Raw genomic sequence first — 26,719 nt, 5'->3', positions numbered from 1 at the left:
CCTCAGGCGACGGTGTGGATGCGGTCTGCCAGCAGGTCCCATACGGGGGTCAATGCGCCGGGCAGCGAGGGCAGGGCGCCCAGGTCGGTGTGCGATTCGTCCGGGCTGTGGAAGTCGCTGCCGCGCGATGCGGCGAGCTTGAATTCGGTGGCCATGCCGGCATACACGCCGTACTCGGCCACCGAATGGCTGCCGGTCACCACCTCTACGCCGCGTCCGCCATGCTGGATGAATTCGGTGAACAGCGCGTACTCGGCGTTCGCGCTGAACTTGTAGCGCGCCGGGTGGGCGATGACGGCCATGCCGCCGGCCTCGCTGATCCAGCGCACCGCGTCGCCGAGCGCTGCCCAGTGGTGCGGCACGTAGCCGGGCTTGCCTTCGGTGAGGTATTTGCGGAACACCTCGGAGGTATCGCGGCACACGCCTGTTTCGACCAGAAAGCGCGCGAAGTGCGTGCGGGAGATGAGTTCCGGGTTGCCAACGTAGCGCAGCGCGCCTTCGTAGGCACCGCGGATGCCGACCTGTGCCAGCTGGCGCGACATTTCCATCGCGCGTTCGCCTCGCCCGCCGCGGGTGGCGGCCAGGCCCTGGCTGAGCTGCCGGTCGTCCGGGTCGAACCCCAGGCCGACGATGTGCACCGTGGTGTCGGCGAAGGTGACCGAGATCTCCACGCCGGTCAGGTAGGGCAGGCCGTGGGATGCGGCGGCAGCGATGGCGCGGTGCTGGCCGCCGATCTCGTCGTGGTCTGTCAATGCCCACAGCTGAACGCCGTTGGCGTGCGCCCGGGCCGCCAGTTCTTCAGGCGTGAGCGTGCCGTCGGAGACCACGGAATGGCAATGCAGATCGGCGTTGAGAAGGATGGACACGGATCGATTCTAGGACCGGAGGTGGTCCCATGTGTCGCAATCTTGCACGGAATGCGGAAAACCCCTTGGCAATACACCAAGACAAGAATGCAAAATGTAAGAAAGAGTGCGCGCTGGGAGAGGCGATGCGCTGCTTGGCCCTGTGCCTTCACGGCACTTCCTTCTTTTCTTTCCCACGCTCCATGAACTTTCAAAACCTTTCCGTCGGCCGCAAGCTGTGGCTCATCATTCTTGGGCTCATGGGGGGAATGCTGCTGCTGGTCTATGCGCTCGTGAGCTACACGGCCCGCGTCGATGTACAAACCACCGCCATGGTGCAGGCCAATGAAGACCGCATTTCGTTGGCGCTGCGATGGAAGGGCATGACGCAACTGGCCGTGGAGCGGGTGGTGGTGAGCGCAGTGGCCACCGACGAAGTGCTGAGCGCGCGCATGAAGACGCAGGTCAAGGCGGACATCGCCGCCATCACCGAAATCCAGAAAAAGATCGTCGAGCAGGCCGTGAGCCCCGAGGAAAAGGCACAGCTCGAACGGGTCGCGGCCGAGCGCGCCGGCGTGCTCAAGATCACCGCCCAGGCCCAGGAAGGCCGTGCGGACATCGACACTACCCGCAAGCTGGTGGACGACGCCTTGCTGCCCGCCGTTGCCAAATACATCCAGGCCCAGGAAGCCTTCATCGGGCAGCAGGAGGGGCAGCGCGAAGCGGCCAAGGCCGAGGGCCGCCGCCAGCGCGCGCAGGCCCACTGGATCGGCGCGGGAATCGCCGCGCTCGTGGTGCTGCTGGGCGTGTTCCTGGCCCACCTCACGGTGCGGTCGATCACCGTGCCTCTGGGCCATGCCGTGGGCATGGCCGACGCCATTGCGCAAGGCGACCTGACGGTGCAGGTGCAGAACGGCCGCCAGGACGAGCTGGGCCATCTGCTGCGCTCGCTGTCCGCCATGGCGGCGCGCCTGCGCGGGGTGGTGGCCGAGGTGCGCTCGGGCGTGGAATCGGTCTCTTCCGCCTCCAACGAAATCGCCACCGGCAACCAGGACCTGTCCGCACGGACCGAACAGACCGCCGCCAACCTCGAAGAGACGGCGGCCAGCATGGAAGAGCTGACCGCCACCGTCACCCAGTCCGCCGACACCGCGCGCCAGGCCAACCAGCTGGCCTCTACGGCGGCGCAGGCGGCCGGGCGGGGCGGCGAGGTGGTGGGCCAGGTCGTCACGAGCATGCAGCGGATCACCGACAGCTCTCGCAAGATCAGCGACATCATCGGCGTGATCGACGGCATCGCGTTCCAGACCAACATCCTCGCGCTGAACGCCGCGGTGGAAGCCGCCCGTGCGGGCGAGCAGGGCCGGGGCTTTGCCGTGGTGGCGTCGGAAGTGCGCAGCCTGGCGCAGCGCTCGGCTGAGGCGGCCAAGGAGATCAAGCTGCTCATCGACACCTCGGTGGAGAATGTGGAATCGGGCTCGCAGCAGGTGGCGCAGGCCGGCCAGACCATGGAAGAGATCGTCGGCAGCGTCAAGCGCGTGTCCGACCTGATCGGCGAGATCACCGCCTCGTCCACCGAGCAGCGCGACGGCATTTCCCAGGTTAACCAAGCCGTGAGCAACCTGGATCAGATGACGCAGCAGAACGCTGCCCTGGTGGAGCAGTCGAGCGCCGCGGCCACCGCCATGCGGGATCAGGCCCAGCGGCTGTCGCAGGTCGTGTCGGTGTTCAACGTCGGAGCCGTGGCGGTCGCGCGCGCGCCGATCCCGGCCCCGGTGCGAACCGCCGCCCCGCGGCCAGTGCCCGCACCGGCACTGAACCGCTTCGCCGGAAAACCCGCACCCGTGCGAACCGCCGCCCCGGCAGCCCTCGCATCCCCGGCAGTCCGCACCAGTAGTGCTGCGGCGCCCGCCAAGAAAACGGCTGCCGCAGCACCCAAGGCGCCTTCCGCCAAGGCACCCGCAGCGCCTGCTGCAGCCCCCCGCATTGCCAACAGCGCTGCAGCGCCACGCCCGGCGGCTGCCCGCACCTCCTCCGGCTCCGAGGACGATTGGGAAACGTTCTGACCTGTGGCCCTCGGGGGCACTGATATCGGTCTGTGGCTGATGGGCTGCAGGCACTGCCAACACCAGGCATTCAGTGAGCGCCAGATGCAAATCAGGCGCTATAAAAATAATAGCTAAATTTGCTGGCTGGTAGCGCAGGCACTGCTGCGCCGGAGTCCTGAAAAGCGCGTAAAACGGGCTAGCCCTTGCCCAGTGGGGTTTTGGATGCAGCCCTGATGCGCTGCTCTGCGCCGCCAGCAGCGCCGGAGCCGGTGCCTGGATGCGTGCCGGCAATGGTGGTGCAGATACTCCCGGTCATGAAGGCCAAACAACCACGCTTCACGCACCGGGTTGGATGCGAATAGTGAGCGTAAAGGTGGCCCCTTGGCCGTCCAGTCCGGGGCCCAGCGTGATGTGGCCGTGTAACGCCAGGGCGGCCTGCCGCGCGATGGACAGCCCTAGACCGGAGCCGGCGGCCTGCGGGTGGCTGCCGCGCACAAAGCGCTCAAAGATGTGCGCCTGCTCGTCATGCGGGATGCCGGGGCCGTCATCGGCCACCAGCAGCCGCAGTTGCCGGCTGTCGCTGTCGGCATGCAGGCGGATGGCGATGCGTCCTCCCTCGCGCCCGTAGCGCAGGGAGTTGTCCAGCAGGTTCTGCACGATGGATTGCAAGGCAGCGGCATCCAGCGTGCAGAACACCTGATCGGGGGCTTCCAGCGATATGTCCATATTCCGCGCCATGGCGGCCGGGGTCAGGGCGGCCAGCGTGTTGCGCAGCAGGGCGGCCACATCCACCCGCTGCGCAGATGGGCGACTGGCTTCGTCCAGGGCGGCCAGGGCCAGCAGCTGGTGTGCCAGGTGCGAGGCGCGCTGGATCGCATGCTCCAAGCCGGCCTGGGCTTGCGCGCGCTGCGGCCCATTGGTTGCCTGGAGCAGCAGATGGGCCTGGGCGCTGATGACGGCCATGGGGGTGCGCAGTTCATGGGCCGCATCCTGCACAAAAGCATGCTCGCGCTGCATCTTGTCGCGCAGCTGGTTGAGCACGGCGTTGAACGCATGGGCCACGGCGCTGAGTTCGGCATAGTGCAGATCCGCGGTCACGGCGCGCAGATCGTTGGGCGAACGCGTCTGCAGTTGTGCGGACAAGCGCTGCAAGGGCTTGAGCCCCTGGCGCACGGCCAGCCATATGGGCAGCAAAGTCACCGGTAAGGCCAGCAGTAGCGCGGGCAGCAGGTCGTTCACGATCACCTGCAGCACCGTAGCGTCGGCCAGCTTGGGCTCGGCAATGCGTACCGACCAGCGCGGCAGATCGGTTTGCACCACCCGGTAAGGCTGCCCGGCGATGTTCTGCTCGGTGACTTGGGTGCCTTGGGCCAGCAGCATTTGGGTGCCCAGCGGGGTGCTGGAGTACAGCAGCCGGTTATTGGCATCCCGCAGCTGAAAAAGGCAGGGGGCCAGCGCCAGGCCTTGCGCCGCAGCTTCGTGGCGGGACGCGTTCACGACGGTCTCCAGTGCCACCACCGTGGTGATGGCATCCTGTGCATTGCCGATGCCTTCCAGGGCCGGAGTCAGGTAGCGGCCCAGGTGCTGTAGCCCCGATTCGGTGGCCATGGCCTGCTTGAACTGCCAATAGTTCAGCAGCGCCACCGCAGCACCGGACAGTGCCACCGCCAGCACCACCACGGCGACGAGACGCGCCACCAGGGTTTTAGGCCAATGCCAACCCCGCATCTCAAGCCTCCAGCAGGTAGCCGACGCCACGTACCGTGCGGATGCGGTCGGCCCCGATCTTGCGGCGCAGGTTGGATAGATGCACTTCCAACGCGCTGAACTCCACGGCGTCGCCCAGGGGTTCGAGGCGTTGGGCCAACTGGCCCTTGGCGATGACCACGCCGGGTTCGCGCGCCAGTTCGAGCAGCAGCTGGAATTCGCGCGGTGACAAATCCAGCGGCTCGCCATGCAGCCGGCAGAGGTGGCGTTTGGGCTCCAGCGCCAGCGCACCGATGGCCCAGACTTCGCTGGCCTGCTTTGCATAGCGGCGCAGCACGGCACGGATGCGGGCCACGAGTTCCGGGATGGCAAAGGGTTTGACCAGAAAGTCATCGGCGCCGTTGTCCAGACCGCTCAAGCGATCATGCAAAGCCATGCGCGCGGTGATGACGATCACGGGTGTCACGTGGCCTTGCCGCCGCCAGTGGGCCAGCAGCGCCATGCCATCGCCGTCGGGCAAGGACAAATCCAGCAGCACGCAGCCCACAACGCCATCGTCCAGTTGGTGCGGTGCGTCGGCGGCACGGCGCAGCCATTGCACGCTGAAACCTTCCAGCTGCAAGCTGGAGTGAAGCGCCCGACCCAGGTCAAGATCGTCCTCGATCAACAGAATGTGCATGGCACTATTGTGCGAGGGTCAGCTTCGGGGTTGGGCGTCGGGCGCCACCAGCATGTAGGTGAGGTCCTTGTGCAACTGCCCAACGGCTTGCGCATACCGGTCGTGAATCCGGGTCTCGGTAGGCGCAACGAACAGGGCGGATTTGATCTGGCGTTTGGAAATGACCGTCACCGCTGTTTTCGACGCGCTGCCCGTGCTGATCCAGACTCCCAAAAGCGCGCCGGACACGCCCAAGGTGTTGGGACTGGTCGTGAGCATGTAGCCCTCGGCGCGATGCTCCTCGATGGCCTGCGCGCCGGCTTCACGCAGCACCGTTTTGGCGATGTCCCAGGCCTGGTTTTCCGTGATCGGGTATTCCACCGTCAGGCCTTCTGTACCCTGTTTTTTGGCGGTGACGACTTCGCTCATCATTGAAGTGCAGCCGCTGGAAAAGACCGCGCAGACAAGAGATGCGCCCATAAGTAGTTGACGGAGTTGCATGGTGTTCCTTGGGATGGTGGCTTGGGGCATGGAGTGGATATCCATGCGGCCATTTTTGAGCGCCCAAGCTTTGGCTTAGCCAAAGACGTCAGCCTGACTCCTGCGCGGCTTCGACCAGGAACTGCACCCGCCGCTCGCCCTTCCACTCGTTCACATCCAGCCGGAACGCCAGCAGCACGCGCGAGGGCAACGGCTCGGTGTGGCCGAACCAGATGCCGTCCACCGGCTGGCCCTGGTGCAGCAGCTTGAGCGACAGGTGGTGCTTGTTCTCGCCCACCAGCCGCTGCGAAAGCACCTCGACCTCTTCGCTGAACGTGGGCGGCGCGAAGCCCTGGCCCCAGACTTCGCGGTGCAGCGTGTCCACCATGTCCGCGCGGCAGTATTCGGGGGCCAGGGGCCCGTCGGTGTCGAGCCGGCGGGTGAGCGTGGCGGCGTCCAGCCACTCCTGGGCGACCTGGGCGAAGGCGCGCTCGAAGGTGACGAAGTGTTCCTCGGCCACCGTGCAGCCGGCCGCCATGGCGTGGCCGCCGAACTTGAGCAGCGTGCCCGGGTGGCGCTTGGCCACGAGGTCGAGCGCATCGCGCAGGTGAAAGCCCGGAATGGACCGCCCCGAGCCCTTGAGTTCGTGCCCCTTGCCCGGCGCGGCGCTGGCGGCGAAGACGAAGGTCGGGCGGTGCAGCTTGTCCTTGATGCGCGAGGCGACGATGCCCACCACCCCTTCGTGGAAGTCGGGGTCGAACACGCTGATGGCCGGCGGGGGCTCGGTGCCTTCCTCGAACAGGCTCTCGGCCATGAGCAGCGCCTGCTCGCGCATGCCGCCTTCGATCTCGCGGCGCTCGCGGTTGATGGCATCGAGCGTGCGGGCGAGTTCCGCGGCGTGGCCGGGGTCGTCCGTCAGCAGGCATTCGATGCCCAGCGTCATGTCCGCCAGGCGCCCCGCGGCGTTGATGCGCGGCCCCAGGGCGAAGCCGAAGTCGAAGGTGGTCGCCACGGGCGCCTTGCGGCCGGCGGCATCGAACAGCGCGGCGATGCCCGCCGGCATGGCGCCCGCGCGGATGCGGCGCAGGCCCTGCGCCACCAGGCGGCGGTTGTTGCTATCGAGGCGCACCACGTCGGCCACCGTGCCCAGGGCGACGAGCGGCAGCAGCGGCTCCAGCTTGGGCTGGCTGGCCTTGTCGAACACGCCGCGTTCGCGCAGCTCGGCGCGCAGCGCCATCAGCACGTAGAACATGACGCCCACGCCGGCAATCGATTTGCTCTCGAAGGTGCAGCCGGGCTGGTTGGGGTTGACCATGGCATCGGCCAGCGGCAGCGCGGGGCCGGGCAGGTGGTGGTCGGTGACGAGCACCTGCAGCCCCAGCGCCTTGGCCTCGGCCACGCCGTCCACGCTGGCGATGCCGTTGTCCACGGTGATGAGCACGTCCGCGCCGCGCTCGTGCACGCGCCGGGCGATGCTGGGGGTGAGGCCGTAGCCGTCCGCCACGCGGTCGGGCACCAGGTAGTCCACCTGCCGCGCGCCCAGCAGGCGCAGCCCGCGCACGGCCACGGCGCAGGCGGTGGCGCCGTCGCAGTCGTAGTCGGCCACCACGACGAGGCGGCGGTCCTGCGCGATGGCGTCGGCCAGCAGCACGGCGGCCTCGCGCGTGCCCAGCAGGGTGTCGGGGGGGAGCAGCCGGGCCAGGCCGTCGTCCAGCTCGTCCTTGCCGCACACGCCGCGGGCGGCGTACAGCCGCGCCAGCAGCGGGTGCACGCCGGCCTGCTCCAGCGCCCAGGCGGCACGCGGAGGAATGTCTCTTGCTACTATTTTCATAGCAATGTGCCGTAGTCTTTCATGCGCTGGGGCCGGAAAAGGCTTTGAATCCTTTGCACGAAGCCGCGCGGTCCCGTCTGCCAGGCGAGGGCGCTGCGCTCGCCGCACAGCGTGAGCCGCGCCGCGCCGCCGGCGGCCACGCGATCAGCCAGCCGGGCGATGGGGCCGTTGTCCAGCGCCTGCCAGGCGGCGCGCCAGGTGCGCCAGTCCTCGGCCAGGGCGGCATCGCGCAGGGCGGTGGGCATCTCGGGAAGGGATGGGAGCGGCGCGGCGCGCGGGGCGGCGGGCGGCAGCGACCCGGTGCCGTGCACCCAGAAGGAGTTGACGGGCCCCAGCCCCTGGGCGGCCCGCACGTCGTTGAAGGCGTGGGTGTAGAGCAGCATCTGCATCTCGCTTTGCAGGCGGTGCAGCAGGCGGGCCTGGGCTGCATCGGGCATCCAGGCGCGCACGTCGCGCTGGATCACGCGGTCCAGCGAGGCGGTGGCGAGCCCTTCGAACACCGCGCCGCGCGCCAGCCAGCGCGTGGGCTGCTCATAGGCGAGCACGATGCCGTCCTCGGCGAACCAGGGCGCCACGATGTCCAGCAGCGCGCGCGACGCGGCCTCGTCCAGGCGCAGCGCGGCCGGATCGCCGACGGTGACATGCTCGGTGGTCACGCGCCATTCGCAGGGCGTGACGAAGGCCCAGGCCGTGGCGCCGTCGCCATCGGCGCCGGTGATGCCGGCCTGGCGCTGGTGCCAGGCGGCCCAGGGCGCCAGGCGGCTGGTGGCCGGCAAGCCCAGGTGGCGGGCCAGGGCGCGCTCGTGCGGGGGGATGAAATCGGTCTCGTCTCCGGGGTCGGTGGCGGGGGGCGGCAGGCGGGCGAGCAGCCGGTCGAGGTGGGGCAGGGCAAGGTCCTGCAAGGCCTGCTGGCATCCGTCCGAGGGGCTGGCCGCGAACGGAATGAGCAAATGGGGGGTGTCCGACATGGGCCTATTGTCCGGGATGCCACAATCGGCGCCGCCCGGTGGCCGACATTTCCAGAGCGGCGGCGGGCCTTCCATCACACCATGCAAATTCCCTACGAGCTGGCCCTGGGCTGGCGCTACACCCGGGCCGGGCGCGCCACGCGGCGCAACGGCTTCATCTCGTTCATCTCGGGCGTCTCCATGCTGGGCATCGCGCTCGGCGTGGCGGCGCTCATCATCGTGCTCAGCGTGATGAACGGTTTTCAGAAAGAGGTGCGCGACCGCATGCTGAGCGTGGTCTCGCACATCGAGATCTTCGCGCCGCACGGCGCGGCGCTGGCCGACATGCCGCGCACGCTGTCCGAAGCGCGGGCCAACCCCGAGGTCGTGGGCGCAGCGCCGTTCGTGGCAGCGCAGGCGCTGCTGGCGCGCGGCGAGGACATGAAGGGCACGCTCGTGCGCGGCATCGACCCGCTGCGCGAAGCCGACGTGACCGATCTGGCCGCCGAAAACGTCGAAGCCCTCAAGGCCCTGGTGCCGGGCGAGTTCCGCGTGGTGCTGGGCAGCGAACTGGCCCGTGCCCTGGGCGTGCGGCTGGGCGACGCGGTCACGCTGATCGCGCCGGGCGGGCAGGTGACGCCCGCTGGCGTGGTGCCCCGCCTCAAGCAGATGACGGTGGCGGGCACGTTCAACTCGGGCCATTACGAATACGACTCGGCACTGGTGCTGCTGCACCACGAGGACGCCGAGCGCATCTTCCGCCTGGAGGGGCCGACCGGCATCCGCCTCAAACTGAAGGATCTGCACCGCGCCCCCCAGGTGGCGCAGGAGCTGGCGCACGCGCTCACCGGCGACCTGCTGATCCGCGACTGGACGCAGCAGAACCGCACCTGGTTCGCCGCCGTGCAGCTGGAAAAACGCATGATGTTCATCATCCTCACGCTGATCGTGGCGGTGGCGGCGTTCAACCTCGTGTCCACGCTGGTGATGACCGTGACCGACAAGCGCGCGGACATCGCCATCCTGCGCACCCTGGGCGCGAGCCCGGGCAGCATCATGGGCATCTTCGTGGTGCAGGGCGCGATGGTGGGCGTCATCGGCACGCTGGCCGGCCTGCTGCTGGGCCTGGGGATCGCGGTGAACATCGACGTGATCGTGCCGGCCATTGAGCACGCGCTGAACGCGAGCTTCCTGCCCAAGGACATCTACCTCATCAGCAAGATGCCGAGCGAGCCGCAAAGCAGCGACATCGTGCCCATCGGCGTCATTTCCCTGGTGCTGGCCTTCGTGGCCACCCTCTATCCCAGCTGGCGCGCGAGCCGCGTGAACCCCGCGGAGGCCTTGCGCTATGAATGATTCATCCACGCTCGGCACCGTGGTGCCCGCCACGTCCGGCCCCGGGGGGGCAGCCCCTGCGGCGCTCGGCACCGCCGCCCAGAGCGGCCTGGGGCGTGTCGTCCTGCAGGCCAAGGGGCTGACCAAGCGGTTCACCGAAGGGCGCCTGGACGTCACCGTGCTGCAAGGGGTGGACCTGGACGTGCACGCGGGCGAGACGCTCGCCATCGTCGGCGCATCGGGCTCGGGCAAGAGCACGCTGCTGCACCTGCTGGGCGGGCTGGATGCGCCCACCGCCGGCAGCGTGCGGCTGCAGGGCGAGGCGTTCGACACGCTGTCGGCCGACCGCCAGGGGCAGCTGCGCAACGAGCACCTCGGCTTCATCTACCAGTTCCACCACCTGCTGCCGGAGTTCAGCGCGCAGGACAACGTGGCGATGCCGCTGCGCATCCGCCGCATGCCGTATGCCGACTGCGTGGCACGGGCGGTCGAGATGCTCACCGCCGTGGGATTGGGCGGGCGGGTGCAGCACCGGCCCGCCGAGCTGTCCGGCGGCGAGCGCCAGCGCGTGGCGATCGCGCGGGCGCTGGTCACCCGGCCGGCCTGCGTGCTGGCCGACGAGCCCACGGGCAACCTCGACCGGGCCACGGCCGACGGGGTGTTCCAGCTCATGCTGCAACTGGCGCGCGACAAGGGCACGGCGTTCGTGATGGTCACCCATGACGAGTCGCTCGCCGCGCGCTGCGACCGCGTGGTGCGGCTGACCTCGGGCGTGCTGGGGTAAGGCCTCTCGCCTTGCGATCCATGAATGCTATTAAATTAATAGCAGTATGCCCTAGATGAATATGCGCTAGAGCCTGTTTATGTCCTTAGCTGCTACCGACTCCCCCTTGCCGCCCCTGGCCATCACCCAGGGCGACCCCGCAGGCATCGGCCCGGAAATCGTCGCCAAGGCGTTCCGCGATGCGCCGGGCGATCTGCGCGGCTGTTTCGCCGTGGGCGATCTGGCCACGCTGCGCCGGGCGGTGCAGTGCATCCGGCGCCCTGGTGAGCCGCTGCTGCCCGTTGCCACCCTGGATGCTCCCGCCGATGTGGCCGGCGTGCCGCCGCGCTGCCTGCCGGTGCTGGCCCTGCCGGGGTTGCCAGGGCCGGTGCCGTTCGGGCTGGTGAGCGCCCAGGCCGGCCGGGCGGCGGCCGATTGCGTGGTCTGGGCTGCGCGGGCCGCGCTGCGCGGCGAGATCGCCGCACTGGTCACCGCGCCGCTGCACAAGGAGGCGCTGAGCGCCGCGGGCGTGGATTTTCCCGGCCACACCGAGCTGCTGCAGGCCGAGGCCGCGCGCCATGCCGGCGTGCCGCTGGCCGACATGCCGGTGCGCATGATGCTGGCGAGCGACGAGTTGCGCACCGTGCTGGTGAGCATCCACGTTTCGCTGCGCGATGCGATCGCGGCCGTCACGCGCGAGAGCGTGCTGGGCACGCTGCGCATCACCCACGAAGCCCTATCGCGCAGCCTGGGCCGCGCGCCGCGCATCGGCGTGGCGGGGCTGAACCCGCACGCGGGCGAGGGCGGCCTGTTCGGCCGTGAAGAGCTGGAAGTGATCGCCCCGGCCGTCGAGGCGGCGCGCCGGCAGGGCGTGGACGCGCACGGCCCCTACGCGCCAGACACCATCTTCATGCGGGCACGCCACACGCCCCAGCGCGCCGGCGAGTTCGATGCCGTGCTGGCCATGTACCACGACCAGGGGCTGATCCCGGTCAAGTACCTGGGCGTGGACAAGGGCGTGAACGTGACGCTCGGCCTGCCGCTGGTGCGCACCAGTCCCGACCACGGCACGGCGTTCGACATCGCCGGCCAGGGCATCGCGGATGCCTCCAGCCTGATCGAGGCGGTGCGCATGGCGCGGCGGCTGGCCTCGGCCGCCTGATCGGCCAGGAGGCAGGCCGCCCGTGCCGGGTGCACCGGGCGCGCCGCGCGCCCTGCCTTTCAGCGCTTGAGGCTGTCGCGGATCTCGCGCAGCAGCACGATGTCTTCCGGCGTCGCCACCGGGGCCGGGGCGGGTGCCGGCGCCTGGCGCTTGAGGCGGTTGATCTGCTTGACCATCATGAAGATGATGAACGCCAGGATCAGGAAGTTGACCGCCACGGTGATGAAGTTGCCGTAGGCCAGCACGGGAACGCCGGCTTTCTTGAGCGCGTCCAGCGTCTGCGGCACGCCGGGCGGCACGGTGCCCAGCACCACGAACAGGTTGGAGAAATCCAGCCGGCCGAAGACCAGCCCCACCACCGGCATGATCAGGTCGCTGACCACCGAATCGACGATCTTGCCGAAGGCGCCGCCGATGATCACGCCGACCGCAAGATCTACCACATTACCTTTGATCGCGAACTCTTTGAATTCCTTTGCGATGCTCATTTCGCCCCTCCTTGATATAGCTGAAAACCCTCGCAGTATTGCCCAGGTTCAGGGGTGTTAACGCCTAGGAATACCCATTTTCACTCCGCTACAATTCCGCGATTGCCCCACCCAGCGAAGTACAACGAGGACACCCATGAGTGAAACTCCAATCGACTCCAGCAAGCGGACGTGGCTCATCGCCTCTGGCTGCGCTGGTGCCGTGGGCGGCGTAGCAACCGCCGTACCGTTCGTGAGCACGTTCCAGCCTTCCGAGAAGGCCAAGGCGGCAGGCGCCGCGGTCGAAGTGGATATTTCCGATCTCAAGCCGGGCGAAAAAGTCACGGTCGAATGGCGCGGCAAGCCCGTGTGGATCATCAAGCGCACGCCTGATCAACTCGCCGCGCTGCCCTCGCTGGATGCGCAACTGGCCGACCCGAAATCGGAGCGCAAGCCGAGCGAACTCACCCCCGAATACGCCCGCAACGAGGCCCGGTCCATCAAGCCTGAAATCCTCGTGGCCGTGGGCATCTGCACCCACCTGGGCTGCTCGCCTTCGGACAAGTTCGCACCTGGTGCGCAGCCCTCGCTGCCCGACGACTGGAAGGGCGGCTTTCTGTGCCCGTGCCACGGCTCCACGTTCGACATGGCCGGCCGCGTGTTCAAGAACAAGCCGGCGCCGGACAACCTGGAAGTGCCTCCCCACATGTACCTGTCGGAGACCAAGCTCCTGATCGGTGAAGACAAGAAGGCATGAGGGAACACGACATGGCCCACGAATTCAAGGACATCTCCCCCAACGCCTCCACCGGCGCCAAAGTCACCAACTGGTTCGAGAACCGGTTCCCGACCGCGTTCGACGCCTACCGCGTCCACATGTCGGAGTACTACGCTCCGAAGAACTTCAACTTCTGGTACATCTTCGGCTCCCTGGCCCTGCTGGTGCTGGTGATCCAGATCGTCACCGGCATCTTCCTGGTGATGCACTACAAGCCCGACGCGGCCAAGGCCTTCGAGTCGGTCGAGTACATCATGCGCGACGTGCCGTGGGGCTGGCTCATCCGCTACATGCACTCCACGGGCGCCTCGGCGTTCTTCGTGGTGGTGTACCTGCACATGTTCCGCGGGCTGCTCTACGGCTCGTATCGCAAGCCGCGCGAACTGGTGTGGATCTTCGGCTGCGCCATCTTCCTGGCCCTGATGGCCGAGGCGTTCATGGGCTACCTGCTGCCCTGGGGCCAGATGTCGTACTGGGGCGCGCAGGTGATCGTGAACCTGTTCGCGGCCATTCCCTTCATCGGCCCAGACCTCGCCTTGCTGATCCGCGGCGACTACGTGGTGGGCGATGCCACGCTGAACCGCTTCTTCAGCTTCCACGTGATCGCCGTGCCGCTGGTGCTGCTGGGCCTGGTGGTGGCGCACTTGCTGGCGCTGCACGATGTGGGCTCCAACAACCCCGATGGCGTGGAAATCAAGGGCCCCAACGCCCCTCGGGACGAAAAGGGCCATCCGCTCGACGGCATTCCGTTCCACCCCTACTACACGGTGCATGACATCTTCGGGGTGTGCGTGTTCCTGTTCATCTTCTCGGCCGTGGTGTTCTTCGCGCCCGAGTTCGGTGGCTACTTCCTCGAATACAACAACTTCATTCCTGCCGACTCGCTCAAGACGCCGGCGCACATCGCGCCTGTCTGGTACTTCACGCCGTTCTATTCCATGCTGCGCGCCATCACCAGCGAGATGATGTACGCCCTCATCGCGTGCGTGGTGCTGGCGGCTGGTTTCGGCGTGGTCAAGGGGCGCCTGCCGGCCTTCATCAAGGTGGCCATGGTGGCTGCGGCCGCCGCGGCTGTCGCGCTCATGCTGTTGATCGACGCCAAGTTCTGGGGCGTGGTCGTGATGGGCGGCGCCGTGATCATCCTGTTCTTCCTGCCCTGGCTGGACATGAGCCCGGTCAAGTCCATCCGCTACCGTCCGAGCTGGCACAAGTACCTGTACGGCATCTTCGTGATCAACTTCGTCGCGCTGGCCTATCTGGGCGTGCAGCCACCTTCGCCACTGGGCGAGCGTGTTTCGCAAGTGGGCACGCTGTTCTATTTCGGTTTCTTCCTGCTCATGCCTTGGTGGAGCCGGCTCGGCGAGCCCAAGCCCGTGCCGGACCGCGTGATCTTCAAGGCCCATTGAGCAGGCAGGAGACCCACCCCATGAAAAAAATCATCTTCACGCTGATCGCTGCTCTGGGCATTGCCACGGGCGCGCAGGCTGCCGAAGGCGGCATCGCCTGGGACAAGGCACCGGTCCAGACCAACGACACGGCCTCGCTGCAGAACGGCGCCAAGCTCTTCGTCAACTATTGCCTGAGCTGCCATTCGGCCGCGTTCATGCGGTTCAACCGCTTGAAGGACATTGGCCTCACCGACCAGCAGATCAAGGACAACCTGCTGTTCACCACCGAAAAGGTGGGCGAGACCATGAAGGCCACCATCGATCCACGCCAGGCCAAGGACTGGTTCGGCGCCAATCCGCCCGACCTCACGGTGATCGCCCGCTCGCGCGCCGGCCACGGCGGCACGGGGGCGGATTACCTCTATACCTTCCTGCGCACTTTCTACCGCGACGAGACCAAGGCCACGGGATGGAATAATCTCGCCTTCCCGAGCGTCGGCATGCCCCACGTGCTCTGGCAATTGCAGGGCGACCGCCGCCCCGTGTTCGAAGAGCACGAGAGCCACGGCCACAAGACGGAAGTCTTCAAGGGCTGGACGCAGGTGAGTCCGGGCACAATGAGCCCCCTTCAATACGACCAGGCCGTGGGTGATCTCGTCAATTACCTGCAGTGGATGGGCGAGCCAGCGCAAAATACCCGGTTGCGCGTCGGAGTCTGGGTTTTGATTTTCCTCGGTGTGTTCACGGTGATTGCCTGGAGGCTCAACGCAGCTTTCTGGAAAGACATCAAGTAACCGCACCAACCGCCTGCGGCGCCAGACCTGGCGCTGCCCAGGTTTTCAGAGTGGACGCATCCTGCGCCCACTCTTTTTGATTTTTAGGAGCCTCTCACCATGATGGTGCTTTATTCGGGTACGACCTGTCCCTTCTCCCATCGCTGCCGTTTCGTTCTGTTCGAGAAGGGAATGGACTTCGAAATCCGCGATGTGGACCTGTACAACAAGCCCGAAGACATCAGCGTGATGAACCCCTACGGACAGGTGCCCATCCTGGTCGAGCGCGACCTGATCCTGTACGAATCGAACATCATCAACGAGTACATTGACGAGCGCTTCCCGCATCCGCAACTGATGCCCGGCGACCCGGTGGACCGTGCCCGTGTGCGCCTGTTCCTGCTGAACTTCGAGAAGGAACTGTTCATTCACGTGAACATCCTGGAGTCGCGTGCCACCAAGGGCAACGAGAAGGCACTGGAAAAGGCCCGCGCCCACATCCGCGACCGCCTCACGCAGCTGGCGCCGGTGTTTCTCAAGAACAAGTACATGCTGGGCGAGAATTTCTCGATGCTGGACGTGGCCATTGCGCCCCTGCTCTGGCGCCTGGACTACTATGGCATCGACCTGAGCAAGAACGCCGCGCCGCTGCTCAAGTATGCTGAGCGCATCTTCTCGCGTCCTGCGTACATCGAAGCGCTGACGCCTTCCGAAAAAGTCATGCGCAAGTGATTGCGCGATCCTTCCTTCCCGCACGCCACCATGATGAACGCCCAGGACTCCACCTCCACTCGCCCCTATCTCATTCGGGCCCTGTACGAGTGGTGCACCGACAACGGGCTCACGCCCTATGTCGCCGTGCGGGTGGATGAATCGGTCCAGGTGCCGCGCGAGTATGTGAAGGACGGCGAGATCGTGCTCAACATCAGCTACGACGCGACCAGCGCGTTGCAGCTGGGCAATGATTTCATCGAGTTCAAGGCCCGCTTCGGCGGCAAGCCACGCGACATCATGGTCCCCGTGGGCCGCGTGATTGCCATCTATGCGCGTGAGAACGGCCAGGGCATGGCCTTCCCGCCCCCATTGGACGTGCTGGAACCGAGCGAAGGCGGCGTGCTGTCTTCGTCGGTCCTCAGCACCGCTGCCTCTTCGCCCGCAGAGTCCGAGCCTTCGACGGGCGCGGATGATCGCGTGGTGCAGCTGGTATCCACCGATTCGTCCCCTGACGATGGTGGCACGCCACCCCGGCCGACGTCGCCGGGCACGGGCGGGCGGCCCTCGCTCAAACGCGTCAAATAGCGTTGCGTTGCCGCTGCGGAGCATTTCGCGCGGCTAGAATGCACCCTTCGCCGATTTAGCTCAGTTGGTAGAGCACCCGCCTTGTAAGCGGTAGGTCGTCAGTTCGATTCCGACAATCGGCACCATCTTTTTGGACTCCCTTTGCCATGCCTTCCCTTGCGGGTTTCAGGTTTGGATTTTGAGGCGAATGGAGTTAACCTCCCACCCCCGAGTACGCAAATGCGCCTGCAAGGCCGGCAGCAGTTGGCGTACCTTGGCCGCCGCTGCGTTGCTGCGCACCAGCAGGCACCATGTCGGACCTTCGATCGGCCCCGCCTGAATGGCGGGCCGCAATGTGGCTGGAATCAGTAGCTCGACGGCCTTGAGCCGCTCCGTGGATTCGCGTGTCAATGCCGCCAGCTTGGCCAATGTGGGGGATCCCTCCGTGGCTTGAAGCAGGGTGACGGCTTGGTGACGGCGGTTCATGGCAATGCGCCGCGCGGCGCGGAGAAATGTAGTGCACTTGATTATCACGGACGCCCGGCTTGCGCGAAGCCGGGCCATACACCTGACAGGGACACGGCTCTTGGGGGCTGGCTTGCTGGTGTCGTTCACCATCATGCTGGTCGCGGCCATGCTGTACCACTGGGTTTTTCTCAAGGGCGCACGCGAGGGCTGGCCCATCGTCGGATCGCTGGTCAAGCTGGTGGCCAAGGACGAAATGGAAGAACGCGACCGCTTCATGCGCGCCAATCTCGATGCCATGGCGCGCAAGGTCGGCGAGATGCAGGCGCGCGTCATGCAGCTGGAATCGCTGGGCGAGCGGGTGCTGGGGCTGGCAGGCATGCCGGCGTCGGAGCTGACACGGCCCCCGGGACAGGGCGGCGCCCTGGTGTCGGGCCATCCCATGGACATGCAGGAGCTGCAGCGCACGCTGGACGACCTGGCCCAACTCACGGACCGCCGGGTGGATCTGATGACGGTGGTGGAGTCGCGGCTGTTCGACCAGCACATCCGAAAGCACATGGTGCCGACGCAGGCGCCGGTGCTGGGCAAGCTCCCCGGTTCCGCCTTCGGCTGGCGCATCGATCCCATCACGGGGCATTCCGCCTTGCATACCGGATTGGACTTTCAGGCCGACACAGGCACCTCCATCCTTGCAGCTGCCGGGGGCGTGGTGGTCGCGCAGGAGTATCACCCCGCATACGGCAACATGATCGAGGTGGACCACGGCAACCAGTTGGTCACCCGCTATGCGCATGCTTCCAAGACGATGGTCAAGCGCGGTGACCTGGTGCGCCGCGGGCAGAAAATCGCCGAGGTCGGCACCACGGGGCGCTCCACCGGACCCCACCTGCATTTCGAGGTGCTGGTGCAGGGCGTCCCGCAGGATCCGCAGAAATTCCTGATGGCCGGAGCCCAGACGCCATCCACCCGGGTCGCCAGTGCCGGACCTCCCCAAAAGGCCGATGGCCAACCCACCACCCCACGCAGGTAAAATCTGCGGTCCGGACCTGCCGACAAGGGTTGCACAACTTGCAACCCGAGAACGCAGCCCCACCTGAACTCACTTCTTCTTTAGGGATTCTGGTCGCGCCGTACGCCTTCGGGCACGTGGCGCGGTCCTGCTCGCATGGCCACCAATTTCCTCACCAAATTATTCGGCAGCCGCAATGACCGGCTCCTCAAGCAATACCGCAAGACGGTGGCCCGCATCAATGCGATGGAGCCCGACTACGAAAAGCTGAGTGACGAGGCGCTTCGCGCCAAGACCGCCGAGTTCAAGGAACGCGTCTCCAAGGGCGAATCGCTGGACGACCTGTTGCCCGAAGCCTTCGCCGTGGTGCGCGAAGGCTCCAAGCGCATCATGAAAATGCGCCACTTCGACGTCCAGCTGCTCGGTGGCATGGCGCTGCATTACGGCAAGATTTCGGAAATGCGCACTGGCGAAGGCAAGACGCTGACCGCCACGCTGCCCGTGTATTTGAATGCGCTGTCGAACGAGGGCGTGCACGTGGTGACGGTGAACGATTACCTCGCCAACCGCGATGCCCAATGGATGGGGCGCCTGTACAACTTCCTGGGCTTGACCGTCGGCATCAATTTGCCGCAGGCCCCGCGCGAGGAAAAGCAGGCTGCCTACCTGGCCGACATCACGTACGGCACCAACAACGAGTACGGCTTCGACTACCTGCGCGACAACATGGTGTACGAGTCGCGCGACCGGGTACAGCGCGGACTGAACTTCGCCATCGTCGATGAAGTGGACTCGATCCTGATCGACGAGGCGCGCACGCCGCTCATCATCAGCGGCCAGGCCGAGGACCATACGGCGATGTACCTCGCCATGAACGAAGTCGTTCCACTCCTGGTGCGCCAGGAGGGCGAGGCCGACCCGCGCACCGGCGAAGGCGTCACCAAGCCGGGCGATTTCACGCTCGATGAAAAAACGCACCAGGTGTTCCTCACCGAGCAGGGCCACGAAACCGCCGAGCGCGTGCTGGCAAGCCGCGGCTTGATCGCCGAGGGCGCATCGCTCTACGATCCGGCCAACATCACGCTCATGCACCACCTGTATGCGGCGCTGCGGGCCAACCACCTGTACCACCGCGACCAGCACTACGTGGTGCAGGAGGGCGAGATCGTCATCGTGGACGAATTCACGGGCCGCCTCATGTCGGGCCGCCGCTGGAGCGAAGGCCTGCACCAGGCCGTCGAGGCCAAGGAAGGCGTTGGCATCCAGGCCGAGAACCAGACGCTGGCGTCCATCACGTTCCAGAACTATTTCCGCCTGTACAAGAAGCTGGCGGGCATGACCGGAACGGCCGATACCGAGGCCTATGAATTCCAGGAAATCTACGGTCTGGAAACCGTGGTGATTCCGCCCAATCGTCCGAGCAAGCGCAACGATCAGCTCGACCGCGTCTACAAGACCACGCGCGAAAAGTACGAGGCGGCGATCAAGGACATCCGCGAGTGCCACGAGCGCGGCCAGCCCGTGCTGGTGGGCACCACGTCGATCGAGAACTCCGAAATCATCGACCAACTGTTGCAAAAGGAAAACCTGCCGCACCAGGTGCTGAACGCCAAGCAGCATGCCCGCGAGGCCGACATCGTGGCGCAGGCAGGCCGTGCGGGCATGATCACCATCGCGACCAACATGGCAGGTCGGGGCACCGACATCGTGCTGGGCGGCAACATCGAAAAGGCGCTGGCGGCCATCGAAAACGACGAGTCGCTCGACGAGGCCACCAAGGAAAGCCGCGTGGCCGAGGTGCGTGCGCAGTGGATGCGCGACCACGAAAAGATCAAGGAACTGGGTGGCCTGCGCATCATTGCGACCGAGCGCCACGAGTCGCGCCGGATCGACAACCAGTTGCGTGGCCGTTCGGGCCGCCAGGGCGATCCTGGCTCGTCGCGGTTCTACCTGAGCCTGGACGATTCGCTGATGCGAATCTTCGCTGGCGACCGCGTGAAGGCGATCATGGACCGCCTCAAGATGCCCGACGGCGAGGCCATCGAAGCGGGCATCGTCACACGCAGCATCGAATCGGCGCAGCGCAAGGTCGAAGCGCGCAACTTCGATGTCCGCAAGCAATTGCTGGAATACGACGACGTTTCCAACGACCAGCGCAAGGTGATCTACCAGCAGCGCAACGAGATCCTGGACGCAACCGACCTGTCTGGCCTGATCGCCAACATGCAGGAAGACTGCCTGACCGATCTGGTACGCCAGTACGTGCCGGCCGAATCGGTGGAAGAGCAGTGGGATCTGCAGGCGCTCGAGAAGTCGCTGGCCGAGGAGTGGCAGATCCAACTGCCGCTGAAGCAGGAAGTGGAAAGCGCGCACGCCATCACCGACGAAGAGATTCTCGAAAAGGTACTCGCCGCAGGCAAAGCCGCGTTCCAGGCCAAGGTGGAACTGGTGGGGCAAGAGAATTTCAACCAGTTCGAACGCGCGGTGCTGCTGCAGAGCTTCGACTCCAACTGGCGCGATCACCTGGCGGCCCTCGACTATTTGCGCCAGGGCATTCACCTGCGCGGATATGCGCAAAAGCAGCCCAAGCAGGAATACAAGCGCGAGGCGTTCGAGCTGTTCCGTCAACTCATCGACCAGGTGAAGAACGAGGTCACCAAGATCCTGATGACGGTGCAGGTGCAATCTCCAGCCCAACTGGACGAGGCGGCCGAGGCCCTGGAGAGCCGTGCCGAAAAAATTGCCAACGTGACCTATACCGCTCCCACCGAAACCGGTGAAGTGGAGGTCCGTTCCGAGGCGGGCATGGCGGCAGGTGATGCCACGGGCGAAGTGCCCCGCGTCGGCCGCAACGACCCGTGCCCTTGCGGCAGCGGCAAGAAGTACAAGAGCTGCCACGGCCGTCTGGACTGATCACGGGGCACCGCCCTGATGCCAGGGCGGGATGCCGATGCGCCAAGCCGGCGGGGATGGTGCGCGGCGGGCCGCAGCAGCGGCTTCGTCTTCGGCTTGTCACGGGCCGCTGCTAGGCTGTTTCGCGTCACAGGGAGAAGGGCGCAAGGATGATCGACAAGCGGTTTTTCCCGCGGCAGGTGGTACAGGCCACCGGCAACCGATGGGATTGGGCCTTGCTACCCCTGGTGCTGGCCGTGCTCTTCGCGCTGGCCTGGGGTGGCTCGCAGATGGCGCGGCCCTACCAGGTGGGCGACGTGCTGCCGCTGTCGCTCGATCCGTGGATGCTGCCGTACTACCTGCTGCGCACCACGCTGCGCATGTTCATCGCGCTGGGCGCATCGCTGGTCTTTGCCTGCGTCTTCGCGGCGCTGGCCGCAAAGTACCGGGCGGCGGAGCGCGTGATGGTGCCGCTGCTGGACATCCTGCAGTCCATCCCGATCCTGGGCTTCCTGTCGATCACGGTGACGGGGTTCATCGCGCTGTTCCCGGGCAACCTCTTCGGCGTCGAGTGCGCGGCGATCTTCGCCATTTTCACCTCGCAGGCCTGGAACATGGCCTTCAGCCTGTACCAGTCCATGCGCACCGTGCCAGCCGAGCTGCGCGAAGCCGCCGCGGTGTTCCAGCTGTCGGGCTGGCAGCGCTTTTGGCGGCTGGAGCTGCCCTTCGCCATGCCAGGGTTGCTATGGAACATGATGATGTCCATGTCCGGCGGCTGGTTCTTCGTGGTGGCGTCCGAGGCGATCTCGGTGTCGCACCAGGACATCAAGCTGCCGGGCGTGGGCTCGTACATCGCCCTGGCCATCGAGGCGCGCGACCTGGGTGCGATCGGCTGGGCGATCGTGGGCATGCTGGTGGGCATCGTGCTGTACGACCAGCTGTTCTTTCGTCCGCTCATCGCGTGGGCCGACAAGTTCCGGTTCGAAGAGGGCGGCAGCGAAGCCCAGCCGACCTCCTGGCTGCTGTCCTGGATGCGCCGCACGTCGCAACTCAAGCGGGTGGTGGCGCTGTTCGTGGTGCCGCTGGAATGGTCGCTCACGCGGCTGCGCCGGCGCCATGACGGCACCTCGATCCGTGCACGCCCATCGGCGCCCCATCCCGCCCTGACGCGCGCAGGCGATGCCTTGCTGGCAGCGGCCGTGATGCTGGCGGTGATCTGGCTCGTGCGCTTCATCCACAGCGAGGTGGGATGGCGCGAGGTGGGCCATGTCTTCGTGCTCGGAACGTACACGCTGGTGCGCGTGGTCGTGTTGATTTTGCTGGCGGCGGTGGTCTGGGTGCCGGTGGGCGTCTGGATCGGCATGAATCCCCGCTGGGCGGGCCGGCTGCAGGCCCTGGCGCAGTTTCTGGCGGCCTTCCCGGCGAACCTGATGTTCCCGCTGGCCGTGGTGCTGATCGTGCGCTGGCACCTCGATCCGAACCTCTGGCTGGCGCCGCTGATGGTGCTGGGCACGCAGTGGTATCTGCTCTTCAACGTGATCGCCGGGGCCTCCAGCGTGCCTTCGGAGTTGCGCTATGCCGCACAGAACCTGGGGCTGTCGGGCTGGCTGCGCTGGAAGCGCTACCTGCTGCCCGCAGTGTTCCCCAGCTTCGTCACGGGCGCGATCACGGCCAGCGGCGGCTCGTGGAATGCCAGCATCGTGGCCGAATACGTGACCTGGGGCGACACCACTCTGCAGGCCGATGGCCTGGGCAGCTACATCGCCCACATGACGGCGATCGGCGACTTTCCCCGCATCGCGCTGGGCATCGGCGTGATGTGCGTCTTCGTGATGGGCATGAACCATTTCGTTTGGCGGCGTCTCTATGCCATGGCCGAAAACCGCATGCACTCCTGACGCCTGGAACCGAACCATGGAAACCTCTCCCATGTCCCCCATCGCTGAACTGGCCCAGGTCGGCAAGTCTTTTCGCTCCAGCGACGGGACCGCGCGTTCGGTGCTGGAAGGGGTCGATCTCGTGCTGCAGGAGGGCGAGATCGTTGCGTTGCTCGGGCAGTCCGGGTCGGGCAAGTCCACTCTGCTGCGCATTCTGGCCGGGCTGGTTCCGGTGGACGCCGGCGACGTTCGCTACCGAGGCCAGCCGCTTTACGGCCCGGCGCGCGGCATCGCCATGGTGTTCCAGTCTTTTGCGCTGTTCCCCTGGCTCACGGTGCAGCAGAACGTGGAACTGGGCCTGGAGGCGCGTGGCGTTGCGCCCGCCGAGCGAACGCGCCGTGCCTCTGCAGCCATCGAGCTGATCGGTCTTTCCGGGTTCGAAGGCGCGTTGCCGCGCGAGCTGTCGGGCGGCATGCGCCAACGCGTGGGCATTGCGCGCGCGCTGGTGGTAGAGCCCGAGGTGCTGTTGATGGACGAAGCGTTTTCAGCGCTCGATGTGCTGACGGGCGAACGGTTGCGCGACGACATCCTCGAGCTTTGGGGCAGCGGCAGCATGCCCACGCGCGCCATGCTCATCGTGTCGCACAACATCGAGGAAGCCGTGCTCATGGCCGACCGGGTACTGGTTTTCGCCAGCAACCCGGGCCGCGTGCGGGCTGAGCTGCCCATCCGCCTGCCGCGTCCGCGCCATCCTGACAGTCTCGAGGTCCGGGCCCTCATCGACGAGGTCTATGGCCTCATGACGGCACGCCAGCCAGGTGCCGGCCGTCAGGCCGCCGAACCGCCGCGCATGCATCTGGCAGACCAGTTGCCGGCCGCCGACGTGGGGCGCATGGAAGGCTTGCTGGAGCGGCTGTCCGAGGCGCCCTTCGAGGGCCGGGCCGATCTGCCGCGCATTGCAGAGGATGCGGAACTGGCCGACGACGAGTTGCTGGTTCTGGCGCAGGCGCTGGCCCTGCTGGGGTTTGCGCAACTGGCCGATGGCGACGTGCACCTGACCGCGCTCGGTCAGCGCTACGTGCAGGCGCCCAACACCGTGCGCCAGACCCTGTTCGGCCAGCACTTGCTTGCGCATGTTCCGCTGGCGGCCCACATGCGGCACAGCCTGGAACAGGACCCCGCGGGCGAGTTGCCGGAAAAGCCGTTCCTGCGCCTGCTGCACGAAAGCCTGGACGAGGCCCAGGCCGAACAGGTGCTGCGCACGGTCATCGAATGGGGCCGCTATGGCGAGGTGTTCGAATACGATTTCCACACGGGATTGATCCATTTGCCCGATGGCGATGCCCCCCAGGCCGCGCCAAAAGCCACGCCCTAGAATTGGCAGCTTTCGCCGTTTCCCTTTCCTTCCTGTCCCTTACCAGCCGAGACCCACTGCCATGCCCGTGAACCTGATTGCGCCGAATCCCGCTGACCTGCATCCCGTGCCCGGTGTGCGCCTGGGCGTGGCCATGGCCGGGGTGCGCAAGGCCAATCGCCGCGATCTCATGGTGCTGCTGATCGACGAAGGTGCGACCGTGGCCGGCGTGTTCACGCAGAACCGCTTCTGCGCGGCCCCCGTGCAGGTCTGCCGCGAGCACCTGGCGGGCGGACAGGCCATCCGCGCCATCGTGGTCAATACCGGCAATGCCAATGCGGGCACGGGCGCCGAAGGGCTGGCGCGCGCACGGTCCACCTGCCAGGCTGCGGCCGGCCTGCTGGGCCTGTCGCCTTCGCAGGTGCTGCCGTTCTCCACCGGGGTGATCATGGAGCCGCTGCCGGTCGACCGCATCGAAGCCGGACTGCCCGCTGCCATCGCGGATGCGCAGCCCGGCCATTGGGCGCAGGCGGCGGAAGGCATCATGACCACCGATACGCTGCCCAAGGCCTTCAGCCGGCAGGTGCAGATCGGCGGTGCCACCGTGACGGTGACGGGCATCAGCAAGGGCGCGGGCATGATCCGCCCCAACATGGCCACCATGCTGGGCTTTCTGGCCACGGATGCGCGCATCGAGCCCGCGCTGCTGCAGCCGTTGCTGCGCGAACTGGCCGACCGCTCGTTCAACCGGGTGACGATCGATGGCGACACCTCCACCAACGATTCGTTCGTGGCCATTGCCACCCAGCACGCCCCGCATGCGCCCATCGTGTCGCTGGACAGCACCGAGGGCCAGGCGCTCAAGGCCGCACTGCTGGACGTTGCGCAGAAGCTGGCCCAGGCCATCGTGCGCGACGGCGAGGGCGCCACGAAGTTCATCACCGTGCAAGTGGAGGGCGGCAAGACGGCCGAAGAATGCCGGCTGGTGGCGTATGCCATTGCGCATTCGCCGCTCGTCAAGACGGCCTTCTTTGCCAGCGATCCCAACCTGGGCCGCATTCTGGCCGCCGTGGGCTATGCCGGCATCACCGATTTGGACCAAACCCTCATCGAGCTGCATCTGGACGATGTGCATGTGGTGACGAAGGGGGGGCGCAACCCCAGCTACCGCGAGGAAGATGGCCAGCGCGTGATGAAGCAAAGCGAGATCACCGTGCGTGTGGGCCTGGGCCGTGGCGATGCGGCGGAAACGGTGTGGACCTGCGATTTCAGCCACGAGTACGTGACGATCAACGCCGACTACCGTTCCTGAATCCGTGCAGCCCGCAGCGCTTATGACCGCCACCTTCGAACACCTGATGCTCCGCGCGGAGCAACTGATCTCCCGCATCGAATCGGTGCTGCCCCAGCCATTGACTGCGCCGGATTGGTCCCGCGCCATCGCCTGGCGCTACCGCAAACGCAGCGGCGGCCATGGGGCGCTGGAGCCCGTTCGCCACGTGGCAGGCATGCGGCTGGATGAACTGAAAGAGATCGACGCACAGAAAGAAAAGATTGAGCGCAACACCCTGCAGTTCGTGGAGGGCCGGCCGGCCAACAACGTGCTGCTGACAGGCGCTCGCGGGACGGGAAAGTCCTCGCTCATCAAGGCGTGCCTCAACACGTATGCCCCCCTGGGACTGCGACTGATCGAGGTGGACAAGGCGGACCTCACGGATCTGCCCGATATCGTGGAAATCGTCGCGGACCGGCCGGAGAAATTCATCGTCTATTGCGATGACCTGAGTTTTGAGGACGGCGAGCCGGGATACAAGGCCTTGAAGTCGATCCTCGATGGTTCGGTGGCAGCTTCTACCCAGAATGTGCTGGTGTATGCCACCAGCAACCGGCGCCATCTGCTGCCCGAGTACCACAAGGAAAACCTCTCCTATACCCACACGGAAGATGGCGAGGTGCACCCCGGCGAGGTGGTGGAAGAAAAGATATCGCTGTCGGAACGGTTCGGCCTGTGGGTCAGCTTCTATCCGTTCAGCCAAGATGAGTACCTTGCCATCGTGGCGCAGTGGCTGTCCTCGCTTGGGGTGGTGGAGGCGGATATCGCGGCGGCGCGCCCCCAGGCGCTGGTCTGGGCCTTGGAACGCGGTTCGCGCAGCGGTCGGGTGGCCTACCAATTTGCGCGGGACTATGCCGGGCGGCAGCATGGCTGAACCAATGATCGATGCCGGCACCAGAAAACACACCGAGGTGGCGGTCGGTATCCTGCTGCGCGCGGATGGCGCAATGCTCTTATCCACCCGTCCAGCAGGCAAGCCCTATGCCGGGTATTGGGAGTTTCCGGGAGGAAAGCTGGAGGCGGGGGAAACCGTCGAGCAGGCCTTGCGGCGAGAGTTGATCGAGGAATTGGGCGTCACCATCGGCCCAGCGGTCGTCTGGAAGGTAACGGAACACGACTATCCCCATGCCCTCGTGCGGCTGCATTGGTGCAAGGTGTGGGAATGGCAGGGCGACTTCGAGATGCGCGAGGGCCAGACCATGGCCTGGCAGCATTGGCCCTTGCAGGTTTCGCCAGTACTGCCGGGTGCCTATCCCGTTCTGGAGTGGCTGGCCCAGGAGCGTGGAGAAACCTTCGACCCCCCTATTTGAGAGGTGCTATAAAAAT

General features: G+C 66.2%; 24 protein-coding genes and 1 tRNA gene. 17 read left to right on the top strand and 8 right to left on the bottom strand.

The window, feature by feature from the left end; all coding sequences use genetic code 11:
- Positions 1–2 precede the first annotated feature (2 nt).
- A complete protein-coding gene (locus M5C98_RS18720; RefSeq protein WP_272548949.1) occupies positions 3–866 on the bottom strand; it encodes a 3',5'-nucleoside bisphosphate phosphatase in 864 nt (287 codons plus the stop codon).
- Between the two features lie 182 nt (positions 867–1,048).
- Between M5C98_RS18720 and M5C98_RS18715 the strand changes: the two genes are divergently transcribed.
- Entirely contained in the window at positions 1,049–2,911 is a 1,863-nt protein-coding gene (locus M5C98_RS18715) for a methyl-accepting chemotaxis protein (protein ID WP_272548948.1), read from the top strand.
- Between the two features lie 318 nt (positions 2,912–3,229).
- On the opposite strand, the gene M5C98_RS18710 is transcribed toward M5C98_RS18715, so the two are convergent.
- The 5 genes from M5C98_RS18710 to M5C98_RS18690 form a co-directional block, all read right to left on the bottom strand.
- A complete protein-coding gene (locus M5C98_RS18710) occupies positions 3,230–4,591 on the bottom strand; it encodes a sensor histidine kinase (protein WP_272548947.1) in 1,362 nt (453 codons plus the stop codon).
- Positions 4,592–4,622: 31 nt separating this feature from the next.
- Positions 4,623–5,279, bottom strand: a complete 657-nt coding sequence (locus M5C98_RS18705) for a response regulator (RefSeq protein WP_272548946.1) — start codon at positions 5,277–5,279, stop codon at positions 4,623–4,625.
- Positions 5,280–5,297: 18 nt separating this feature from the next.
- Positions 5,298–5,759: a hypothetical protein gene (locus tag M5C98_RS18700; RefSeq protein ID WP_272548945.1), complete on the bottom strand. Its 462-nt coding sequence runs from the start codon at positions 5,757–5,759 to the stop codon at positions 5,298–5,300.
- 88 nt (positions 5,760–5,847) lie between these two features.
- A complete protein-coding gene (gene recJ, locus M5C98_RS18695) occupies positions 5,848–7,569 on the bottom strand; it encodes a single-stranded-DNA-specific exonuclease RecJ (protein WP_272548944.1) in 1,722 nt (573 codons plus the stop codon).
- A complete protein-coding gene (locus tag M5C98_RS18690; protein WP_272548943.1) occupies positions 7,566–8,537 on the bottom strand; it encodes a phosphoglycerate mutase in 972 nt (323 codons plus the stop codon). Before M5C98_RS18690 ends, recJ begins: the two co-directional genes overlap by 4 nt.
- 81 nt (positions 8,538–8,618) lie before the next feature.
- Between M5C98_RS18690 and M5C98_RS18685 the strand changes: the two genes are divergently transcribed.
- The 3 genes from M5C98_RS18685 (at position 8,619) to pdxA (ending at position 11,776) form a co-directional block, all read left to right on the top strand.
- Complete coding sequence (locus tag M5C98_RS18685) at positions 8,619–9,872, top strand: lipoprotein-releasing ABC transporter permease subunit (protein ID WP_272548942.1); 1,254 nt, start codon at positions 8,619–8,621, stop codon at positions 9,870–9,872.
- Positions 9,865–10,635: a lipoprotein-releasing ABC transporter ATP-binding protein LolD gene (gene lolD / locus M5C98_RS18680; protein ID WP_272548941.1), complete on the top strand. Its 771-nt coding sequence runs from the start codon at positions 9,865–9,867 to the stop codon at positions 10,633–10,635. Before M5C98_RS18685 ends, lolD begins: the two co-directional genes overlap by 8 nt.
- Positions 10,636–10,714: 79 nt before the next feature.
- Positions 10,715–11,776 carry a 4-hydroxythreonine-4-phosphate dehydrogenase PdxA gene (gene pdxA / locus M5C98_RS18675; RefSeq protein WP_272548940.1) on the top strand — a complete coding sequence of 354 codons (1,062 nt, stop codon included), beginning with the start codon at positions 10,715–10,717 and terminating at the stop codon, positions 11,774–11,776.
- A gap of 59 nt (positions 11,777–11,835) precedes the next feature.
- Here pdxA and mscL read toward each other — a convergent pair whose 3' ends face one another.
- On the bottom strand, positions 11,836–12,264 hold the full coding sequence (mscL, locus tag M5C98_RS18670; RefSeq protein ID WP_272548939.1) for a large conductance mechanosensitive channel protein MscL: 429 nt from the start codon (positions 12,262–12,264) through the stop codon (positions 11,836–11,838).
- Between the two features lie 136 nt (positions 12,265–12,400).
- Here mscL and petA point away from each other — a divergent pair, with 136 nt between their 5' ends.
- The 6 genes from petA to M5C98_RS18640 all read left to right on the top strand — a co-directional run bounded on the left by petA (position 12,401) and on the right by M5C98_RS18640 (position 16,606).
- A complete protein-coding gene (gene petA / locus M5C98_RS18665; RefSeq protein ID WP_272548938.1) occupies positions 12,401–13,000 on the top strand; it encodes a ubiquinol-cytochrome c reductase iron-sulfur subunit in 600 nt (199 codons plus the stop codon).
- Positions 13,001–13,011: 11 nt separating this feature from the next.
- Positions 13,012–14,427 (top strand): cytochrome b, encoded by a 1,416-nt coding sequence (locus M5C98_RS18660; RefSeq protein ID WP_272548937.1) that lies wholly within the window; start codon positions 13,012–13,014, stop codon positions 14,425–14,427.
- A gap of 20 nt (positions 14,428–14,447) precedes the next feature.
- Positions 14,448–15,203: a cytochrome c1 gene (locus M5C98_RS18655; RefSeq protein WP_272548936.1), complete on the top strand. Its 756-nt coding sequence runs from the start codon at positions 14,448–14,450 to the stop codon at positions 15,201–15,203.
- Positions 15,204–15,302: 99 nt separating this feature from the next.
- Positions 15,303–15,914 carry a glutathione S-transferase N-terminal domain-containing protein gene (locus tag M5C98_RS18650; protein WP_092741337.1) on the top strand — a complete coding sequence of 204 codons (612 nt, stop codon included), beginning with the start codon at positions 15,303–15,305 and terminating at the stop codon, positions 15,912–15,914.
- 33 nt (positions 15,915–15,947) lie between these two features.
- A complete protein-coding gene (locus M5C98_RS18645) occupies positions 15,948–16,481 on the top strand; it encodes a ClpXP protease specificity-enhancing factor (RefSeq protein WP_272553340.1) in 534 nt (177 codons plus the stop codon).
- 49 nt (positions 16,482–16,530) lie between these two features.
- A tRNA-Thr gene (locus M5C98_RS18640) sits at positions 16,531–16,606 on the top strand.
- A 40-nt stretch (positions 16,607–16,646) separates the two neighbouring features.
- On the opposite strand, the gene M5C98_RS18635 is transcribed toward M5C98_RS18640, so the two are convergent.
- On the bottom strand, positions 16,647–16,946 hold the full coding sequence (locus M5C98_RS18635) for a hypothetical protein (protein ID WP_272548935.1): 300 nt from the start codon (positions 16,944–16,946) through the stop codon (positions 16,647–16,649).
- A 4-nt stretch (positions 16,947–16,950) separates the two neighbouring features.
- On the opposite strand from M5C98_RS18635, the gene M5C98_RS18630 reads away from it, so the two are divergent.
- The 7 genes from M5C98_RS18630 (at position 16,951) to M5C98_RS18595 (ending at position 26,703) form a co-directional block, all read left to right on the top strand.
- Positions 16,951–17,958, top strand: coding sequence for a M23 family metallopeptidase (locus M5C98_RS18630; RefSeq protein ID WP_272553339.1), 1,008 nt, complete (start codon positions 16,951–16,953; stop codon positions 17,956–17,958).
- 135 nt (positions 17,959–18,093) lie between these two features.
- Positions 18,094–20,850 carry a preprotein translocase subunit SecA gene (secA, locus tag M5C98_RS18625; protein WP_272548934.1) on the top strand — a complete coding sequence of 919 codons (2,757 nt, stop codon included), beginning with the start codon at positions 18,094–18,096 and terminating at the stop codon, positions 20,848–20,850.
- Positions 20,851–20,999: 149 nt separating this feature from the next.
- Positions 21,000–22,727 carry an ABC transporter permease gene (locus M5C98_RS18615; RefSeq protein WP_272548932.1) on the top strand — a complete coding sequence of 576 codons (1,728 nt, stop codon included), beginning with the start codon at positions 21,000–21,002 and terminating at the stop codon, positions 22,725–22,727.
- Between the two features lie 31 nt (positions 22,728–22,758).
- Positions 22,759–24,081 carry an ABC transporter ATP-binding protein gene (locus M5C98_RS18610; RefSeq protein ID WP_272548931.1) on the top strand — a complete coding sequence of 441 codons (1,323 nt, stop codon included), beginning with the start codon at positions 22,759–22,761 and terminating at the stop codon, positions 24,079–24,081.
- Between the two features lie 61 nt (positions 24,082–24,142).
- A complete protein-coding gene (gene argJ, locus M5C98_RS18605; RefSeq protein WP_272548930.1) occupies positions 24,143–25,372 on the top strand; it encodes a bifunctional glutamate N-acetyltransferase/amino-acid acetyltransferase ArgJ in 1,230 nt (409 codons plus the stop codon).
- Between the two features lie 22 nt (positions 25,373–25,394).
- Positions 25,395–26,267, top strand: coding sequence for an ATP-binding protein (locus M5C98_RS18600; protein ID WP_272553338.1), 873 nt, complete (start codon positions 25,395–25,397; stop codon positions 26,265–26,267).
- Positions 26,268–26,271: 4 nt separating this feature from the next.
- Positions 26,272–26,703 (top strand): NUDIX domain-containing protein, encoded by a 432-nt coding sequence (locus M5C98_RS18595; RefSeq protein WP_272548929.1) that lies wholly within the window; start codon positions 26,272–26,274, stop codon positions 26,701–26,703.
- Positions 26,704–26,719: the final 16 nt, after the last annotated feature.

This window comes from Acidovorax sp. NCPPB 3576 (assembly GCF_028473605.1).
Lineage (GTDB): Bacteria > Pseudomonadota > Gammaproteobacteria > Burkholderiales > Burkholderiaceae_C > Paracidovorax.
This window is presented reverse-complemented; position numbering and strand designations above follow the sequence as displayed.

Bases quoted from the DNA above. Each gene is read 5' to 3' on its own strand.
- M5C98_RS18715 (WP_272548948.1), top strand. From the start codon at position 1,049: ATGAACTTTCAAAACCTTTCCGTCGGCCGCAAGCTGTGGCTCATCATT.
- M5C98_RS18705 (WP_272548946.1), bottom strand. From the start codon at position 5,279: ATGCACATTCTGTTGATCGAGGACGATCTTGACCTGGGTCGGGCGCTT.
- M5C98_RS18700 (WP_272548945.1), bottom strand. From the start codon at position 5,759: ATGCAACTCCGTCAACTACTTATGGGCGCATCTCTTGTCTGCGCGGTC.
- recJ (WP_272548944.1), bottom strand. From the start codon at position 7,569: ATGAAAATAGTAGCAAGAGACATTCCTCCGCGTGCCGCCTGGGCGCTG.
- M5C98_RS18690 (WP_272548943.1), bottom strand. From the start codon at position 8,537: ATGTCGGACACCCCCCATTTGCTCATTCCGTTCGCGGCCAGCCCCTCG.
- M5C98_RS18685 (WP_272548942.1), top strand. From the start codon at position 8,619: ATGCAAATTCCCTACGAGCTGGCCCTGGGCTGGCGCTACACCCGGGCC.
- lolD (WP_272548941.1), top strand. From the start codon at position 9,865: ATGAATGATTCATCCACGCTCGGCACCGTGGTGCCCGCCACGTCCGGC.
- pdxA (WP_272548940.1), top strand. From the start codon at position 10,715: ATGTCCTTAGCTGCTACCGACTCCCCCTTGCCGCCCCTGGCCATCACC.
- mscL (WP_272548939.1), bottom strand. From the start codon at position 12,264: ATGAGCATCGCAAAGGAATTCAAAGAGTTCGCGATCAAAGGTAATGTG.
- petA (WP_272548938.1), top strand. From the start codon at position 12,401: ATGAGTGAAACTCCAATCGACTCCAGCAAGCGGACGTGGCTCATCGCC.
- M5C98_RS18660 (WP_272548937.1), top strand. From the start codon at position 13,012: ATGGCCCACGAATTCAAGGACATCTCCCCCAACGCCTCCACCGGCGCC.
- M5C98_RS18655 (WP_272548936.1), top strand. From the start codon at position 14,448: ATGAAAAAAATCATCTTCACGCTGATCGCTGCTCTGGGCATTGCCACG.
- M5C98_RS18650 (WP_092741337.1), top strand. From the start codon at position 15,303: ATGATGGTGCTTTATTCGGGTACGACCTGTCCCTTCTCCCATCGCTGC.
- M5C98_RS18645 (WP_272553340.1), top strand. From the start codon at position 15,948: ATGAACGCCCAGGACTCCACCTCCACTCGCCCCTATCTCATTCGGGCC.
- M5C98_RS18635 (WP_272548935.1), bottom strand. From the start codon at position 16,946: ATGAACCGCCGTCACCAAGCCGTCACCCTGCTTCAAGCCACGGAGGGA.
- M5C98_RS18630 (WP_272553339.1), top strand. From the start codon at position 16,951: ATGCGCCGCGCGGCGCGGAGAAATGTAGTGCACTTGATTATCACGGAC.
- secA (WP_272548934.1), top strand. From the start codon at position 18,094: ATGGCCACCAATTTCCTCACCAAATTATTCGGCAGCCGCAATGACCGG.
- M5C98_RS18615 (WP_272548932.1), top strand. From the start codon at position 21,000: ATGATCGACAAGCGGTTTTTCCCGCGGCAGGTGGTACAGGCCACCGGC.
- M5C98_RS18610 (WP_272548931.1), top strand. From the start codon at position 22,759: ATGTCCCCCATCGCTGAACTGGCCCAGGTCGGCAAGTCTTTTCGCTCC.
- argJ (WP_272548930.1), top strand. From the start codon at position 24,143: ATGCCCGTGAACCTGATTGCGCCGAATCCCGCTGACCTGCATCCCGTG.
- M5C98_RS18600 (WP_272553338.1), top strand. From the start codon at position 25,395: ATGACCGCCACCTTCGAACACCTGATGCTCCGCGCGGAGCAACTGATC.
- M5C98_RS18595 (WP_272548929.1), top strand. From the start codon at position 26,272: ATGATCGATGCCGGCACCAGAAAACACACCGAGGTGGCGGTCGGTATC.